Genomic DNA, 17,628 nt, shown 5'->3' on the forward strand with positions numbered 1-17,628 from the left:
AGCATGCTGCTGGCGCTGGCGCAATGGCTGCAAGGAGACGCAAGCTTTTTGCGCTTGTTCACGTACCTCACGTTCCGTGCGGTGATGGCCACCATCACCGCGCTCGGGATCGGGCTCGTGTGCGGACCGTGGGTGATCCGCAAGCTGACGCAAATGAAGGTCGGGCAGGCCGTGCGCAAGGACGGCCCGCAGACCCACCTCGTCAAGTCCGGCACGCCGACGATGGGCGGCGTGCTGATCCTGATCGGCATCGCGGTCGCGACGCTGCTGTGGGGCGATCTGACGAACCGTTTCATCTGGATCGTGATGCTCGTCACGTTCGGTTTCGGCGTGATCGGCTGGGTCGACGATTACCGCAAGGTCGTCCACAAGGACCCGCGCGGGATGTCGTCGCGCGAGAAGTATTTCTGGCAATCGGTGATCGGGCTGTTCGCGGCCGTCTACCTCGCGTTCAGCGTGTCCGAGGCGAACAACGTGCGCGTGTTCGACCTGTTCATGGCGTGGGTGAGGAGCGGCCTGTCGATGGGGCTGCCGGCGCGCGCCGACCTGATGCTGCCGTTCCTGAAGTCGATCAGCTACCCGCTCGGCGTCTGGGGCTTCATCGTGCTGACCTACTTCGTGATCGTCGGCGCGAGCAACGCGGTGAACCTGACCGACGGCCTCGACGGCCTCGTGATCATGCCGGTCGTGCTGGTCGGCGCGTCGCTCGGTGTGTTCGCGTACGTGATGGGCAGTGCGGTCTATTCAAAATATCTGCTGTTCCCGCACATTCCGGGCGCGGGCGAGCTGCTGATCTTCTGTTCCGCGATGGGCGGGGCCGGGCTCGCGTTCCTCTGGTACAACACGCACCCCGCGCAGGTGTTCATGGGCGACGTCGGCGCGCTGGCGCTGGGCGGCGCGCTCGGCACGGTCGCGGTGATCGTGCGCCAGGAAATCGTGCTGTTCATCATGGGCGGCATCTTCGTCGCGGAAACGCTGTCGGTGATGCTGCAGGTGTCGTGGTTCAAGTACACGAAGAAGCGTTACGGCGAAGGGCGGCGGTTGCTCAAGATGGCGCCGCTGCATCACCACTTCGAATTGTCCGGCTGGAAGGAAACGCAGGTGGTCGTGCGTTTCTGGATCATCACGCTGATGCTGTGCCTGTTCGGTCTGACCACCCTCAAGCTGCGGTAAAGGAAAGGTAACAAGGATGTCTGGCGAGATGTTTGGAGATCGGCAACGGCCGATGGTGCTCGTACTGGGGCTCGGGGAATCGGGTCTCGCGATCGCGCGATGGTGCGCGAGGCACGGGTGCCGGCTGCGCATTGCCGATACCCGCGAGGCGCCGCCGAACCTTGCCGCGCTGCAGGCCGAAGGCATCGATGCGGAATTCGTCGGCGGCGCGTTCACGCCCGCGCTGCTCGACGGCGGCATCGAGCTCGTCGGGCTGAGCCCCGGGCTGTCGCCGCTGGAGCCGGCACTCGCGGCGCTGGTCGCGGCCGCGAACGAGCGCGGTATCGCGGTGTGGGGCGAGCTGGAGTTCTTCGCGCAGGCGCTGCGCGCGCTCGGCACGAGCGGCTACCAGCCGAAGGTGCTCGCGATTACCGGCACCAACGGCAAGACCACGACGACGAGCCTCACGGGCCTGCTGTGCCAGCGCTCGGGCAAGAAGGTCGCCGTCGCGGGCAACATCAGCCCGGCGATGCTCGACCGGCTCGCGAGCGCGATCGACGACACCGCGCTGCCCGACGTATGGGTGCTCGAACTGTCGAGCTTCCAGCTCGAGACCGCGCGCACGTTTGCGCCCGATGCCGCCGCGATCCTCAACATCACGCAGGACCACCTCGACTGGCACGGCAGCTTCGACGCGTACGCGCAGGCAAAGGGCCGGATCTTCGGCGCGACGACGACGCGCGTGCTGAACCGCGACGACGCGGCCGTGATGAAGTTCGCGCCGGCAGCCGGCGCGGCCGACGCGACGCGCACGGTCACGTTCGGCCTGAACGAACCGACGCAGGACGGCGACTACGGGCTGTCGCGCGACAACGGTATCGCATGGCTGGTGGAAGCCGTCGATCGCGACGCGCCGGATGAAGCGGCGACGACGCGCCGGCGCAAGCGCGACGCCGCGCATACGCCTGACATCGCGCAGAAGCGCCTGATGCCGGTCGACGCGCTGCGCATCCGCGGGCTGCACAACGCGGCGAACGCGCTGGCCGCGTTCGCGCTCGCGCGTGCGATCGATCTGCCGGCCGCGCCGCTGCTGCACGCGTTGCGCGAATACCGCGGCGAAGCGCATCGCGTCGAAGTGATCGCGACGATCGACGACGTCGATTATGTGGACGACAGCAAGGGAACGAACGTCGGCGCGACGGTTGCCGCACTCGATGGCCTCGCGCAGAAAATCGTGCTGATCGCCGGCGGCGACGGCAAGGGCCAGGATTTCGCACCGCTCGTTGCTCCAGTCGCACGCTGGTGCCGCGCGGTGATGCTGATCGGCCGCGACGCGCCCGCGATCCGCGACACGCTCGCCGAAACGGGCGTGCCGCTCGCCGACCACGCGACGCTCGAAGGCGCGGTGCGCGCGGCGGCCGATCTGGCCGAGCCGGGCGACGCGGTGCTGCTGTCGCCCGCGTGCGCGAGCCTCGACATGTTCCGGAACTACGCCCATCGCGCGGAAGTGTTCCGCGCGGCGGTCGACGAAATCGCCATCGACAAAGGAGCGACGCCATGAGCTGGTCCGATCGCCTCGTCTCCCGTTTCAACGACCGGCGCGACACCGGCGGCAATGCCGCGGGCGGCCGCGTCGCATCGGCCACGCGCGCCGCGACGGGCGGCCTCGCGAGCGTCGTCAACGGCGTGCGCCCGAGCCGTTCGCGGATGCTCGATTTCGACTATTCGCTGCTGTGGGTCGCGATCGCGCTGCTCGGGCTCGGCGTCGTGATGGTGTATTCGGCGTCGATCGCGATGCCCGATTCGCCGAAATACGCGTCGTATCACGATTACGCGTTCCTGATGCGTCACTGCGTGTCGCTCGCCGTCGCGTTCGTCGCGGCGGTGATCGCGTTCCGCGTGCCGGTGTCGACCTGGGACAAGTACGCGCCGCATCTTTTCCTGATCGCGCTCGTCGGCCTCGTGATCGTGCTGATCCCGCACGTCGGCAAGGGTGTGAACGGTGCGCGCCGCTGGATTCCGCTCGGCATCACCAACATGCAGCCGTCGGAAATCATGAAGCTCGCGGTGACGATCTACGCGGCGAACTACACGGTGCGCAAGCAGGAATACATGCAGAGCTTCGCGAAGGGCTTCCTGCCGATGGCGTTCGCGGTCGGCCTGGTCGGCGCGCTGCTGCTGCTCGAGCCCGACATGGGCGCGTTCATGGTGGTCGCCGCGATCGCGATGGGCGTGCTGTTCCTCGGCGGCGTGAACGGCAAGCTGTTCGGCGGCCTCGTCGCGACGGCGGTCGGCACGTTCACGATGCTCGTGTGGCTGTCGCCGTGGCGTCGCGAGCGGATCTTCGCGTACCTCGATCCGTGGGACGAGCGCTACGCGCAGGGCAAGGCCTACCAGCTCACGCACTCGCTGATCGCGTTCGGGCGCGGCGAATGGTTCGGCGTCGGCCTCGGCGGCAGCGTCGAGAAGCTGAATTACCTGCCGGAAGCGCATACCGACTTCATCCTCGCGGTGATCGGCGAGGAACTCGGCTTCGTCGGCGTGCTGGTCGTGATCCTGCTGTTCTACTGGATCGTGCGTCGCGCGTTCGAGATCGGCCGTCAGGCGCTCGCGCTCGATCGCACGTTCGCGGGCCTGATGGCGAAGGGCATCGGCATCTGGTTCGGCGCGCAGACGTTCATCAACATGGGCGTGAACCTCGGGCTGCTGCCGACGAAGGGCTTGACGCTGCCGCTCGTGAGCTACGGCGGTTCGGGCATCCTGCTGAACTGCGTCGCGCTCGCGGTGCTGCTGCGGGTCGATTACGAAAATCGCGTACTGATGCGCGGAGGGAAGGTATGACCGCGTCGCAACGCACGCTGATGGTGATGGCAGGCGGCACCGGGGGCCACGTGTTCCCCGGGCTCGCGGTCGCGCACCGGATGGAAGCGGCGGGCTGGCGCGTCGTATGGCTCGGCAACCCGGCCGGGATGGAAGCAACGCTCGTGCCGAAGCACGGTATTCCGATGGAGTACGTGCGGTTCGGCGGGCTGCGCGGCAAGGGCCTGAAGACCAAGCTGACGCTGCCGGTCAACCTGCTGCGTGCATGCTGGCAGAGCCTCGGCGCGCTGCGCCGCGTGCGACCGGACGTCGTGCTCGGGATGGGTGGCTACATCACGTTCCCGGCGGGCGTGATGACCGCGTTGTCGGGGCGCCCGCTCGTGTTGCATGAGCAGAATTCGATCGCGGGCCTGACCAACAAGGTGCTCGCGAAACTCGCGAAGCGCGTGCTCGTTGCGTTCCCCGGCGCGCTGCCGCACGCGGAATGGACGGGTAACCCGATTCGCGCGGAACTTGCGCACATCGAATCGCCCCAGGCACGCTATGCGTCGCGCAGCGGCCCGCTCAACGTGCTGGTGGTCGGCGGCAGCCTCGGGGCGGCCGCGCTGAACGAAGTCGTGCCGCGCGCGCTGGCGCAGCTGACGCCGGGCGAGCGCCCGCGCGTCGTGCACCAGGCCGGCGTGAAGCACATCGACGCATTGAAGGCGAATTACGAAGCGGCCGGTTTCGCGGCCGGCGAAGACGTGCGGCTCGTGCCGTTCATCGACGACATGGCGGCCGCGTATGCGGCAGCGGATCTGGTGATCTGCCGGTCGGGCGCGATGACGGTGTCGGAGATCGCGGCGGTGGGCGTGGCGGCGCTGTTCGTGCCGTTCCCGTACGCGGTCGACGATCATCAGACGACCAACGCCGCGTTCCTCGCCGATGCGGGCGCGGCCGTGCTGGTGCAACAACGCGACCTGTCGGCGGAACTGCTCGCCGACTGGCTGCGCGGCCAGTCGCGGGCATCGCTCGCGGCCATGGCGGAACGTTCGCGCGCGCTCGCGAAGCCCGAGGCCACCGACGAAGTCGCGCGCGTCTGCGCGAAGGCGGCCGGCGCGAACCTGGAACAACTGCAATGAAACACATCGTCAAACACATTCATTTCGTCGGGATCGGCGGCGCGGGCATGAGCGGCATCGCCGAAGTGCTCGTCAACCTCGGCTACGCGGTCAGCGGCTCGGACCTGTCGCGCAATGCGGTGACCGATCGTCTCGAGGCGCTGGGCGCGCGGATCGCGATCGGCCACGATGCGGCGAACATCGAGGGCGCGAACGCGGTCGTCGTGTCGACGGCCGTGCGCTCGGACAACCCCGAAGTGCTGGCCGCGCGCGCGAAGCGCGTGCCGATCGTGCCGCGCGCGGTGATGCTCGCGGAGCTGATGCGCCTGAAGCAGGGGATCGCGATCGCCGGCACGCACGGCAAGACCACGACGACGAGCCTCGTCGCGAGCGTGCTCGCGGCGGGCGGGCTGGACCCGACCTTCGTGATCGGCGGCCGGCTGATCAGCGCCGGCGCGAACGCGCGGCTCGGCACGGGCGATTTCATCGTCGCCGAGGCCGACGAGTCGGATGCGTCGTTCCTGAACCTCTATCCGGTGATCGAAGTCATCACGAACATCGACGCCGACCACATGGACACCTACGGCCACGATTTCGCGCGGCTCAAGCAGGCGTTCATCGAATTCACGCAGCGCCTGCCGTTCTACGGCAGCGCGGTCGTGTGCGTCGACGATCCGAACGTGCGGCAGATCATCCCGTTCATCTCGAAGCCGGTCGTGCGCTACGGCCTGTCGCCGGACGCGCAGGTGCGCGCGGAAGACATCGACGCGCGCGACGGCCGGATGCATTTCACGGTGATCCGCGAAGGTCGCGCGCCGCTCGCGGTCGTGCTGAACATGCCGGGCCTGCACAACGTGCAGAACGCGCTCGCGGCGATCGCGATCGCGACCGACCTCGGCGTGGCGGACGACGCGATCCAGCGGGCGCTGGCGGAATTCAACGGTGTCGGCCGGCGCTTCCAGCGTTACGGCGAAGTGCCGAGCGCGGACGGCGGCCAGTACACGCTGATCGACGATTACGGTCACCACCCGGTCGAGATGGCGGCGACGATCGCGGCCGCGCGCGGCGCGTTCCCGGGCCGCCGCCTCGTGCTGGCGTTCCAGCCGCACCGCTACACGCGCACGCGCGACTGTTTCGACGATTTCGTCAACGTGCTGTCGACGGTCGATGCGCTGGTGCTGACGGAAGTCTATGCGGCCGGCGAGGCCGCGATTCCGACGGCCAGCGGCGACGCGCTGTCGCGTGCACTGCGCGCGGCGGGAAAGGTCGACCCGGTGTTCGTCGCGACGGTCGACGACGTGCCGGATGCATTGGCGAAGGTCGCGCAGAACGGCGACGTGGTGATCACGATGGGCGCGGGTTCGATCGGCGGCGTGCCGGCGAAGCTCGCGCAACACATTCAACAGAAGGCATGACATGAGCGGGATCGATCCGAAACGTTTCGGCAAGGTGGCGGTGTTGTTCGGCGGCGAATCCGCCGAGCGCGAGGTGTCGCTCACCTCGGGCCGCCTCGTGCTGCAGGGCCTGCGCGACGCTGGCGTCGACGCGCATCCGTTCGACCCGGCCGAGCGGCCGCTGTCGGCACTGAAGGACGAAGGCTTCGTGCGTGCGTTCAATGCGCTGCATGGCGGCTACGGCGAGAACGGCCAGATTCAGGGCGCACTCGATTTCTACGGCATTCGCTACACGGGCAGCGGCGTGCTCGGCTCGGCGCTCGGCCTCGACAAGTTCCGCACGAAGCTCGTGTGGCAGCAGACGGGCGTGCCGACGCCGCCGTTCGAGACGGTGATGCGCGGCGACGACCTGGCCGCGCGTGCGACCGACATCGTCGCGAAGCTCGGCCTGCCGCTGTTCGTGAAGCCGGCGAGCGAAGGCTCGAGTGTCGCGGTGCTGAAGGTGAAGACGGCGGACGCGCTGCCGGCCGCGCTCGAGGAAGCCGCGACGCACGACAAGATCGTGATCGTCGAGAAGAGCATCGAAGGCGGCGGCGAATACACCGCGTGCATCGCCGGCGATCTCGACCTGCCGCTGATCAAGATCGTGCCGGCCGGCGAGTTCTACGACTACCACGCGAAGTACGTTGCCGACGATACGCAGTACCTGATCCCGTGCGGCCTGCCGGCGCAACAGGAAGCGGAGCTGAAGCGCATCGCGCGCCGTGCGTTCGACGTGCTCGGTTGCACCGACTGGGGCCGCGCGGATTTCATGCTCGACGCGGCCGGCAATGCGTATTTCCTGGAAGTGAACACGGCCCCCGGGATGACCGACCACTCGCTGCCGCCGAAGGCCGCGCGCGCGGTCGGCATCGGCTATTCGGAGCTGGTCGTGAAGGTGCTGTCGCTCACGCTCAACGACTGACGCAGGAACGGAACGACGTATGTGGAACAACGTTCGCCAACTCAACCTTGCCGCCAGCGCGCTGTATGCGCTGCTGCTGCTCGTGTTGGCGGCGGCCGGCTGCTACTGGCTGATCCAGCGCCCGACGTTCGCGCTGCGGGAAATCCGGATCGACGGCGACACCGAGCACATCAATTCGCCGACGGTGCGCGCGGGCGTGGTTGGACGGCTGAAGGGCAATTTCTTCACGGTCGATCTCGACACGGCGCGCGCCGCGTTCGAGCAGATGCCGTGGGTGCGTCACGCGAGCGTGCGTCGGGTGTGGCCGAATGCGCTGGCTGTCACGCTCGAGGAGTACAAACCGCTCGGGACCTGGGGCAGCGATCAGCTCGTGAGCGTGGACGGCGAGCTGTTCACCGCGAACCAGGGCGAGCTGGAGCAGGAACTGCCGGCATTCGACGGCCCGGAAGGCAGTGCGAAGGAAGTCGTCGCGCGGTATCGCGACTTCGGGAAATGGTTTGCGCCGCTGAAGGCGGCGCCGGAAGAGGTGACGCTGTCGGCGCGGTACGCGTGGACGGTGAAGCTGTCGAACGGCATGCAGGTCGAGCTGGGCAAGGAGCGCAACAGCGACACGCTGCATGACCGGAGCCAGCGTCTGGTGGCCGCGTGGCCGGCCGTCACGGAGCGTTGGGGCAACGACATCGAGTACGCGGATCTGCGTTATCCGAACGGATTCGCGATTCGCGCGGCGGGCATGCGGTTCCTGACCGATACCGACAAGCGCAAGAAGTAACGAGAGATCACACGCAAGAGCACTTTATGAGCAAAGACTACAAGGATCTGCTGGTTTCCCTCGACATCGGCACGTCGAAGGTGGTGGCCATCGTCGCCGAGCTGAAGGGCGAGGGCCACTACGAGGTGATCGGTCTCGGCCAGAGCGAGTCGAAGGGTCTGAAGAAAGGCGTGGTGGTGAACATCGAGGCCACCGTGCAGTCGATCCAGCGCGCGCTCGAGGAAGCCGAGCTGATGGCCGACTGCAAGATCACCAATGTGTTCACGGGGATCGCGGGCAGCCACATCCGCAGCTTCAACTCGAGCGGGATGGTCGCGATCAAGGACAAGGAAGTCACGCAGACGGACGTCGCGCGCGTGATCGAGACCGCGAAGGCGATCAACATCCCGACCGATCAGCAGGTGCTGCACATCCTCACGCAGGAATTCATCATCGACGGCCAGGAAGACGTGCGCGAGCCGATCGGGATGAGCGGCATCCGGCTGGAAGTGAAGGTGCACATCGTGACGGGCGCGGTGAGCGCCGCGCAGAACATCGTCAAGTGCGTGCGCCGCTGCGGGCTGGAAGTGAACGACCTGATCCTGCAGCCGCTCGCGTCGTCGCTCGCGGTGCTGACCGAAGACGAGAAGGATCTCGGCGTGGTGCTGGTCGACATCGGCGGCGGCACGACGGACATCGCGATCTTCGCCGAAGGCGCGATCCGCCACACGGCGGTGATTCCGATCGCCGGCGACCAGATCACGAGCGACATCGCGATGGCGCTGCGCACGCCGACGCCGGATGCGGAAGACATCAAGGTCGGCTACGGGATCGCGAAGCAGGCGCTCGCCGATCCGGACGAAATGGTGGAAGTGCCAGGCCTCGGCGAACGCGGCCCGCGCACGCTGTCGCGTCAGGCGCTCGCGGCCGTGATCGAGCCGCGCGTCGAGGAACTGTTCTCGCTCGTGCAGCAGGTCGTGCGCGAGTCGGGTTACGAAGAACTCCTGAGCTCCGGCGTGGTCATTACCGGCGGCGCGTCGATGATGCCTGGCATGGTCGAACTCGGCGAGGACATTTTCCTGAAACCGGTGCGCATCGGCGCGCCGGAATATGCAGGCGGCCTCGCCGACGTCGTGCGCAATCCGCGCTACTCGACGGCGATGGGGCTGCTCGTCGAAGGCAGTGCTCAGCGCATGCGCGGCCGCAAGGTCGCCGTGCAGTCCGGCAACGCGGGGCAAGTGTTCTCGCGGATGAAGGAATGGTTCCTGAGCAACTTCTGACAAACCGAATCGAAATTCGCGCTGGTGCCGGCGGCTGGCGCGCGACAGGGGGTTGCCCGATCTCCTGCCGAATAACGGCCGAGTAGCAGTCATTCTCTTGACGGAGGCAACAATGGAATTCGAAATGCTGGAAACCGAAACCAACGGCACCATCATCAAGGTGGTTGGCGTTGGCGGCGCTGGCGGCAATGCCGTCCAGCACATGATCAACCGCGGCGTGCAGGGCGTCGACTTCATCGTGATGAACACGGACGCCCAAGCGCTGTCGCGTTCGCGCGCATCGTCGGTGATCCAGCTTGGCAACACGGGTCTTGGCGCCGGTGCGAAGCCGGAAATGGGTCGTGCGGCAGCGGAAGAAGCGCGTGAGCGCATCGCCGACGCACTGCGCGGTGCGCACATGGTGTTCATCACGGCCGGCATGGGCGGTGGCACGGGCACGGGCGCGGCACCGGTGGTCGCGCAGATCGCGAAGGAGATGGGCATTCTGACGGTCGGTGTCGTCAGCAAGCCGTTCGAGTTCGAAGGCGGCAAGCGCATGCGCGTCGCCGAAGCAGGCTCGCAGCAACTGGAGGATCACGTCGACTCGCTGATCGTCGTCCTGAACGACAAGCTGTTCGACGTGATGGGCGACGACGCCGAGATGGACAAGTGCTTCCAGTGCGCGGACGACGTGTTGAACAACGCGGTGGCAGGTATCGCGGAAATCATCAACGTCGACGGCCTCGTGAACGTCGACTTCGAAGACGTGAAGACGGTGATGGGCGAGCAGGGCAAGGCGATGATGGGCACGGCGACGGTCGCCGGCGTCGATCGCGCACGCCTCGCGGCGGAACAGGCCGTGGCGAGCCCGCTGCTCGAAGGCGTCGATCTGTCGGGTGCGCGCGGCGTGCTGGTCAACATCACGTCGAGCCGTTCGCTGCGCCTGTCGGAAACGCGCGAAGTGATGAACACGATCAAGAGCTACGCGGCGGAAGATGCGACGGTGATCTTCGGTGCGGTGTACGACGACGCGATGGGCGATGCACTGCGCGTGACGGTCGTGGCGACGGGTCTGGGCCGTGCGGCGAAGAAGCAGCAGTCGGCTCCGATGACGCTGCTGCGCACGGGTACGGACAACCAGCCGGTCAGCGCGGTGTCGCACGGCTATGCGCAGCCGCATCACGTCAGCACGGCCGACTACGGCGCGCTCGACACGCCGGCGGTGTGGCGCAATTCGCGCGAAACCGCGGCATCGCACGTGCAGGCGCTGCAGGAGAAGGGTGTCGACACGTACGACATTCCGGCTTTCCTGCGCAAGCAGGCTGACTGACGCAAACACAGGCGAAGCCGCGGCGACACCGCCGCGGTATCGCCGGCGTGACGGATGCTACGGACCACGACAGGCCGCGTCGGATGCGACGCCGGGCCGGGAAAGGTGCCCTCTCCGCTCGAGCGGGGCGGGATGGGCCGTGCTGTCCGCAACACGCTGAAAAACCGTATCGCTATGAGGGACCAGCCATGATTCAAGTGGGCGACGCGCTGCCCGACGCGCAATTGTTCGAGTTCGTCGACGACGCGCGCGAAGGGTGCACGCTGGGGCCGAACGCCTACAGCGTGCGCGACCAGGTTGCGGGAAAGCGGGTGGTGATCTTCGGATTGCCGGGCGCGTTCACGCCGACCTGCTCGGCGCAGCATGTGCCGGGCTACGTCGAGCACGCCGAGCAATTGCGCGCGGCGGGGATCGACGAGATCTGGTGCGTGTCCGTCAACGACGCATTCGTGATGGGCGCATGGGGACGTGATCTGCACACCGCGGGCAAGGTGCGCATGATGGCGGACGGCAGCGCGGCTTTCACTCATGCGCTGGGGCTGACGCAGGATTTGTCCGCGCGTGGCATGGGAATTCGTTCCCTGCGCTACGCGATGGTGATTGACGGCGGTGTGGTCAAGACGCTGGCCGTCGAGGCGCCGGGCAAGTTCGAAGTGAGCGATGCGGCGAGTGTTCTCGCGACGTTGACGTCCTGATCGTGCGGTGCGCCGTTGCCTTCCGGCAACGCTGCTCGCCGGCCTCAGGGCAGTTGTAACACGGGCTGATGACCGGAAACGCCTCCGTTCCGGGCATCGGCCCGTCCCGTATCGGCGCGGGTAAACTGTCGAAACAGATTGATACGCAGTTTCGGACAGCGTCGAATAGGGAATTACGCTATAATCCCGCCTATCGAATATAACTCCTGATTGATATCTTCAATCAAGACGAAGAAGACCATGTTGAAGCAGCGCACCATCAAATCCATCGTGAAGACCGTGGGTATCGGTGTCCACTCGGGCCGCAAGATCGAGTTGACGCTCCGTCCCGCCGCGCCCGGCACGGGCATCGTCTTTTCACGCGTCGACCTGCCGACGCCGGTCGATATTCCCGCATCGGCGATGTCGATCGGCGACACGCGGCTCGCGTCGGTGTTGCAGAAGGATGGCGTGCGCGTGTCGACGGTCGAGCACCTGATGTCCGCGTGTGCGGGCCTTGGCATCGACAACCTGTATGTCGACGTGACAGCCGAGGAAATCCCGATCATGGACGGCAGTGCGGCCACGTTCGTATTCCTGATCCAGTCCGCCGGCATCGAGGAGCAGAACGCGCCGAAGCGCTTCATCAAGGTGAAGAAGCCGGTCGAAATCCGCGATGGCGACAAGTTCGCGCGTCTCGATCCGTATTTCGGCTTCAAGCTGAAGTTCTCGATCGATTTCCGCCACCCGGCCGTCGACAAGACGGGCCAGGAGCTCGAAGTCGATTTCGCGACCACGTCGTACGTGCGCGAGATCGCGCGTGCGCGCACGTTCGGTTTCGCGCACGAAGCCGAGATGCTGCGCGAGATCGGCCTGGCGCGGGGAGGCAGCATGGACAATGCGATCGTGCTCGACGAGTACCGAATCCTGAACAACGATGGGCTGCGCTACGACGACGAGTTCGTGAAGCACAAGATGCTCGACGCGATCGGCGACCTGTACGTGATCGGCCACCCGCTGCTGGCTTCGTACACCGCGTACAAGTCGGGCCACGGCCTGAACAACGCGTTGCTGCGCGAGTTGCTCGCACACGAAGACGCGTACGAGATCGTGACGTTCGACGATCCGCAGGCTGCGCCGAAAGGGTTTGCATTCGACGCGCAGACGGCTTTCGCGTGACCGGCGTTCGGCGCAAGCAATAAAAAAGCGACCCATCGGGTCGCTTTTTTTTTCGGCTGGCGGCTGCCTGCGGCCGGTGCGGTCAACGCGGCTTCGCGCCATGCCGTGCCGCCATCCGCGCGAGCGCGGCCTGCAGCGGCGACGGTTCGAGATGGTCGGCGAGATCGCGCAGCGCGGCGGCGCCGGTCGACGTCATCCGCGCCTGCTTCACGGGCGGCGGCGCCGGCGCGTCCTTCGGCCGCACGCGCACGCGCAGCGTCGTCACCGGCCAGCCGCGCTTCTGGAGATCGCCGAGCAGCCGCATTTCGACCTGCCGCAGCCGTGCGGCCAGCGCATTGTGCGCGGCAAAGAGGGTCAGGGTGCCGTCCTTGATGAAACCCGGTTCGACGTGATTCGCGAGATAGTCGGGCAGGCACGCGCCGAGGTCGCGCTGCAGCGACGCGATCTGCTCGACGCCGGCGCGCAGCGCCGCGAATGCATCGGTCCGACCGAGCACTTCCGACACGGGTTGCGGGCGATAGGCGGCGAGCGGGCCGAAACGCTTGGAAAATCGGTTCATCGAGGCATTTTTCGAGCGCGTACGCGCGCGGACGTTGCAGCCGATTGTACCCGCGCCGGCCTGCGCACGGGCAGCTTTCGCCCGTGTCCGCCCGGCTTGGGCCCGCAGTGCCCCGTCCGGCCGGGACGCAGGCGCATGCGTCCCCGCGTGCTAAAATTCGACGTTTGAGTCCACTAATTCGCTAAGCCGCCGAGGCTCGGGCGCCGGGGCGCGCAACACGCGCCGGGCGCCGGTGCTGCGACGCAGGATCCGATCCGATGACAACCGGTTTTCTCCAGAAAATTTTTGGCAGCCGCAACCAGCGGCTCGTCAAGCAATACCAAAAGACCGTCGCGACGATCAATGCGCTCGAAACGCAGATCGAGAAGCTGACGGACGACCAGTTGCGCGGCAAGACGGACGAGTTCCGCCAGCGGGTCGCGGCCGGCGAGTCGCTCGACAAGCTGTTGCCCGAGGCCTTCGCGGTCTGTCGCGAGGCGAGCCGCCGCGTGCTGAAGATGCGGCACTTCGACGTGCAGATGATCGGCGGCATGGTGCTTCACTACGGCAAGATCGCGGAAATGCGTACGGGCGAGGGCAAGACGCTCGTCGCGACGCTGCCCGTGTACCTGAATGCGCTGGCCGGCCGCGGCGTGCACGTCGTGACCGTCAACGACTACCTCGCGCAGCGCGACGCCGAATGGATGGCGCGGCTCTACAATTTCCTCGGTCTGTCGGTCGGCATCAACCTGTCCGGCATGGAGCACGAACAGAAGCAGCAGGCCTACGCGGCGGACATCACGTACGGCACGAACAACGAATTCGGCTTCGACTACCTGCGCGACAACATGGTCTATGAGACCGACGCGCGCGTGCAGCGGGCGCTGAACTTCGCGGTCGTCGACGAAGTGGACTCGATCCTGATCGACGAAGCACGGACGCCGCTGATCATTTCGGGCCAGGCCGAGGATCACACCGAACTGTACGTGCGGATGAACGCACTGCCGCCGCTGCTCGAGCGCCAGATCGGCGAAGAGAAGGCCGACGGCACGGGCGTCGAGAAGCCGGGCGACTACACGCTCGACGAGAAGGCGCGCCAGGTGTTCCTGACGGAATCGGGCCACGAGAAGGCCGAGCGCCTGCTCGCCGAATGGGGCCTGATCGGCGAGGGCGAGAGCCTGTACGCGCCGCAGAACATCACGCTGATGCACCACGTGTACGCTGCGCTGCGCGCCCACACGCTGTTCCACAAGGATCAGCACTACGTCGTGCAGAACGGCGAAGTGGTCATCGTCGACGAATTCACGGGCCGCCTGATGGCGGGCCGCCGCTGGTCCGACGGGCTGCACCAGGCCGTCGAGGCGAAGGAGCACGTGAAGATCCAGAGCGAGAACCAGACGCTCGCGTCGATCACGTTCCAGAACTACTTCCGGATGTACGCGAAGCTGGCCGGCATGACCGGTACCGCGGACACCGAGGCGTACGAATTCAACGAGATCTACGGCCTCGAGACGGTCGTGATCCCGACCAACCGCCCGCCGAAGCGGATCGACAAGCAGGACCAGATCTACAAGACGGCCAAGGAGCGCTACGACGCGGTGATCCGCGACATCCGCGACTGCTACGAGCGCGGCCAGCCGGTGCTGGTCGGCACGACGTCGATCGAGAACTCCGAACTGCTGTCGCACCTGCTGAAGCAGGCCGGGCTGCCGCACGAAGTGCTGAACGCGAAGCAGCACGAGCGTGAAGCGGCGATCGTCGCGGAAGCCGGCCGTCCGAACCGCGTGACGATCGCGACCAACATGGCCGGCCGCGGTACCGACATCGTGCTCGGCGGCAACGTCGAGAAGCAGGCCGCGTTCATCGAGGCCGACGACGCGATCCCGGCCGACGAAAAGGCGCGCCGCATCCAGAAGCTGCACGACGAGTGGGAAACGCTGCACGAGCAGGTGAAGGCCGCGGGCGGCCTGCACATCATCGGCACCGAGCGTCACGAATCGCGCCGGATCGACAACCAGTTGCGCGGCCGTGCGGGCCGCCAGGGCGATCCGGGCTCGTCGCGCTTCTACCTGTCGCTCGACGATCCGCTGCTGCGCATCTTCGCGGGCGACCGCGTGCGCTCGATTATGGATCGCCTGAAGATGCCGGAAGGCGAGGCGATCGAAGCGGGCATCGTCACGCGGTCGATCGAATCGGCGCAGCGCAAGGTCGAAGCGCGCAACTTCGACATCCGCAAGCAACTGCTCGAATACGACGACGTGTCGAACGATCAGCGCAAGGTGATCTACCAGCAGCGCAACGAATTGCTCGAGGCGCACGACATCACCGAGACGATCACCGCGATGCGTCACGGCGTGATCGCCGAAGTCGTCCGCCAGTTCGTACCGGAAGGCAGCATCGAAGAGCAGTGGGACGTGCCCGAGCTCGAGGAAGCGTTGCGCAACGACTGGCAGCTCGACCTCGCGATCCAGGAAATGGTGAACGAGTCGTCGTCGATCACGGCCGAGGAGATTCTCGACGCGGTGATGACGGCCGCCGACGAGCAGTACGAGGCGAAGGTCGCGATGGTCGGCCGCGAATCGTTCAGCGCGTTCGAGCGTTCGGTGATGCTGCAGACGGTCGACCGCCTGTGGCGCGAACACCTCGCGGCACTCGACCACCTGCGCCAGGGTATTCACCTGCGCGGCTATGCGCAGAAGAACCCGAAGCAGGAATACAAGCGCGAGGCGTTCGAGCTGTTCGCCGCGATGCTCGACGCGATCAAGCAGGAAGTCACGCGCATCGTGATGAACGTGCAGATCCAGTCGCCGGAGCAGCTCGAGGAGGCTGCCGAGCAGATCGAGGAGCGCGGCGGTCATCTCGAGAACGTCGAATACCAGCACGCCGACTACGCGGACGCCGGCGCGCCGGTGGCGAACGTCACGGCAGCCGCGGCGGCCACCGCGACGGCCGACATGGTCGGCAGCGCGATGACGCACAGCGGCCCCGGCGGCGAAATGCCGAAGGTCGGCCGCAACGACCCGTGCCCGTGCGGCAGCGGCAAGAAGTACAAGCAATGTCACGGGAAGTTGTCATGATCGGCGGCGGCGCGCGTCACGCGTGCCGCGTCGTTCGTGGCTTCGAGTCAGTGATGTGAGTTGCGGCGGCCCGCGCGTGCGGCCGCCGGTTCTTCCAATCGATGCCGGCACATGCCGGCATTTTCCATCCGGCAGGTGTGCCCCATGGCTGTCAATTTTCCGTCGATCGATCCCGCCCAACTGCATCCCGTCGCCGGCGTCACGCTCGGCTGGGCGGAAGCGAACATCCGCAAGCCGAATCGCAAGGACGTGCTGGTCATCTCCGTCGACGAAGGCGCGACGGTCGCGGGCGTGTTCACCGAAAACCGTTTCTGCGCGGCGCCGGTCACCGTCTGCCGCGAGCATCTGGCGAAGGTACGGGCCGGCGGCGCGGGCATCCGCGCGCTGGTCGTGAATACGGGCAATGCGAATGCGGGCACCGGCGAGCCGGGCCTCGTGAACGCCCGCGAGACCTGCACGGAACTCGCGCGTCTCGCAGGCATCGAGCCGGCGCAGGTGCTGCCGTTCTCGACCGGCGTGATCCTCGAGCCGCTGCCGATCGACCGCCTGAAGGCCGGCCTGCCGGCCGCGCTCGCGAACCGCAAGGCCGCGAACTGGTTCGACGCCGCGCAGGCGATCATGACGACCGACACGCTGCCGAAGGCGACGTCGCGCCAGGTGACGATCGACGGCCACACGGTCACGCTGACGGGCATCAGCAAGGGCGCGGGCATGATCAAGCCGAACATGGCGACGATGCTCGGCTTCCTCGCGTTCGATGCGAACGTCGCGCAGCCGGTGCTCGACACGCTCGTGAAGGAAGTGGCCGACCGCTCGTTCAACTGCATCACGATCGACGGCGACACGTCGACGAACGACTCGTTCATCCTGATCGCGTCGGGCAAGAGCACGCTGCCCGCGATCACGTCGACCGATTCGCCTGCCTATGCGGCGCTGCGCGACGCGGTGACGGAAGTCGCACAGGTGCTGTCGCAGCTGATCGTGCGCGACGGCGAAGGCGCGACGAAATTCATGACGGTGCAGGTCGAAGGCGGCAAGAGCGTCGCCGAATGCCGCCAGATCGCGTACGCGATCGGCCATTCGCCGCTCGTGAAGACGGCCTTCTATGCATCCGACCCCAACCTCGGCCGGATTCTCGCGGCGATCGGCTATGCGGGCGTCGCGGATCTCGACGTCGGCAAGATCGATCTCTATCTCGACGACGTGCTCGTCGCGAAGGCTGGCGGCCGCAATCCGGCCTACCAGGAAGAGGACGGCCAGCGGGTGATGAAGCAGAGCGAGATCACGATCCGCGTGCTGCTCGGCCGCGGCGATGCACAGGCCACCATCTGGACGTGCGACCTGTCGCACGATTACGTGAGCATCAACGCGGATTACCGCTCCTGATCGG

14 protein-coding genes are annotated in these 17,628 nt (G+C 66.6%); 13 read left to right on the forward strand and 1 reads right to left on the reverse strand.

All coding sequences use genetic code 11. The features are described 5' to 3' along the window. The first annotated feature begins 3 nt into the window (after positions 1 to 3). From mraY to lpxC, 11 genes are all read left to right on the forward strand, one after another. A complete protein-coding gene (mraY, locus tag WT24_RS24020; protein WP_006477019.1) occupies positions 4 to 1,173 on the forward strand; it encodes a phospho-N-acetylmuramoyl-pentapeptide-transferase in 1,170 nt (389 codons plus the stop codon). A gap of 28 nt (positions 1,174 to 1,201) precedes the next feature. Further along, positions 1,202 to 2,713, forward strand: coding sequence for a UDP-N-acetylmuramoyl-L-alanine--D-glutamate ligase (murD, locus tag WT24_RS24025; RefSeq protein WP_060036084.1), 1,512 nt, complete (start codon positions 1,202 to 1,204; stop codon positions 2,711 to 2,713). Next, positions 2,710 to 3,993 carry a putative lipid II flippase FtsW gene (ftsW, locus tag WT24_RS24030; protein WP_059500900.1) on the forward strand — a complete coding sequence of 428 codons (1,284 nt, stop codon included), beginning with the start codon at positions 2,710 to 2,712 and terminating at the stop codon, positions 3,991 to 3,993. Before murD ends, ftsW begins: the two co-directional genes overlap by 4 nt. After that, positions 3,990 to 5,093, forward strand: coding sequence for an undecaprenyldiphospho-muramoylpentapeptide beta-N-acetylglucosaminyltransferase (gene murG, locus WT24_RS24035; protein ID WP_060036085.1), 1,104 nt, complete (start codon positions 3,990 to 3,992; stop codon positions 5,091 to 5,093). Before ftsW ends, murG begins: the two co-directional genes overlap by 4 nt. Continuing rightward, positions 5,090 to 6,487, forward strand: coding sequence for a UDP-N-acetylmuramate--L-alanine ligase (gene murC / locus WT24_RS24040; protein WP_060036086.1), 1,398 nt, complete (start codon positions 5,090 to 5,092; stop codon positions 6,485 to 6,487). Before murG ends, murC begins: the two co-directional genes overlap by 4 nt. Position 6,488: 1 nt before the next feature. Continuing rightward, positions 6,489 to 7,430, forward strand: a complete 942-nt coding sequence (locus WT24_RS24045) for a D-alanine--D-alanine ligase (RefSeq protein ID WP_059500903.1) — start codon at positions 6,489 to 6,491, stop codon at positions 7,428 to 7,430. A gap of 19 nt (positions 7,431 to 7,449) precedes the next feature. Beyond that, the gene (locus WT24_RS24050) at positions 7,450 to 8,202 is read left to right on the forward strand and encodes a cell division protein FtsQ/DivIB (RefSeq protein ID WP_059500904.1); all 753 of its coding nucleotides are present in this window, start codon (positions 7,450 to 7,452) and stop codon (positions 8,200 to 8,202) included. Positions 8,203 to 8,228: 26 nt separating this feature from the next. Further along, positions 8,229 to 9,461, forward strand: coding sequence for a cell division protein FtsA (ftsA, locus tag WT24_RS24055; protein ID WP_059500905.1), 1,233 nt, complete (start codon positions 8,229 to 8,231; stop codon positions 9,459 to 9,461). A gap of 112 nt (positions 9,462 to 9,573) precedes the next feature. Beyond that, a complete protein-coding gene (gene ftsZ, locus WT24_RS24060; RefSeq protein ID WP_006477012.1) occupies positions 9,574 to 10,770 on the forward strand; it encodes a cell division protein FtsZ in 1,197 nt (398 codons plus the stop codon). 188 nt (positions 10,771 to 10,958) lie between these two features. Next, a complete protein-coding gene (locus WT24_RS24065) occupies positions 10,959 to 11,465 on the forward strand; it encodes a peroxiredoxin (RefSeq protein ID WP_059500906.1) in 507 nt (168 codons plus the stop codon). 240 nt (positions 11,466 to 11,705) lie between these two features. Continuing rightward, complete coding sequence (gene lpxC, locus WT24_RS24070) at positions 11,706 to 12,623, forward strand: UDP-3-O-acyl-N-acetylglucosamine deacetylase (RefSeq protein WP_006487145.1); 918 nt, start codon at positions 11,706 to 11,708, stop codon at positions 12,621 to 12,623. 82 nt (positions 12,624 to 12,705) lie between these two features. Here the strand turns inward: lpxC and WT24_RS24075 are convergent, their stop codons facing one another. Next, a complete protein-coding gene (locus WT24_RS24075; protein ID WP_059500907.1) occupies positions 12,706 to 13,182 on the reverse strand; it encodes a DUF721 domain-containing protein in 477 nt (158 codons plus the stop codon). A gap of 257 nt (positions 13,183 to 13,439) precedes the next feature. Between WT24_RS24075 and secA the strand changes: the two genes are divergently transcribed. Next, on the forward strand, positions 13,440 to 16,238 hold the full coding sequence (gene secA, locus WT24_RS24080; protein WP_059791919.1) for a preprotein translocase subunit SecA: 2,799 nt from the start codon (positions 13,440 to 13,442) through the stop codon (positions 16,236 to 16,238). A 144-nt stretch (positions 16,239 to 16,382) separates the two neighbouring features. Then, positions 16,383 to 17,624 (forward strand): bifunctional glutamate N-acetyltransferase/amino-acid acetyltransferase ArgJ, encoded by a 1,242-nt coding sequence (gene argJ / locus WT24_RS24085; RefSeq protein ID WP_021159905.1) that lies wholly within the window; start codon positions 16,383 to 16,385, stop codon positions 17,622 to 17,624. The last annotated feature ends 4 nt before the right edge of the window (positions 17,625 to 17,628 follow it).

The sequence above is a fragment of the Burkholderia sp. MSMB1078WGS genome, assembly GCF_001528895.1.
In the GTDB taxonomy this organism is placed as follows: Bacteria; Pseudomonadota; Gammaproteobacteria; order Burkholderiales; family Burkholderiaceae; genus Burkholderia.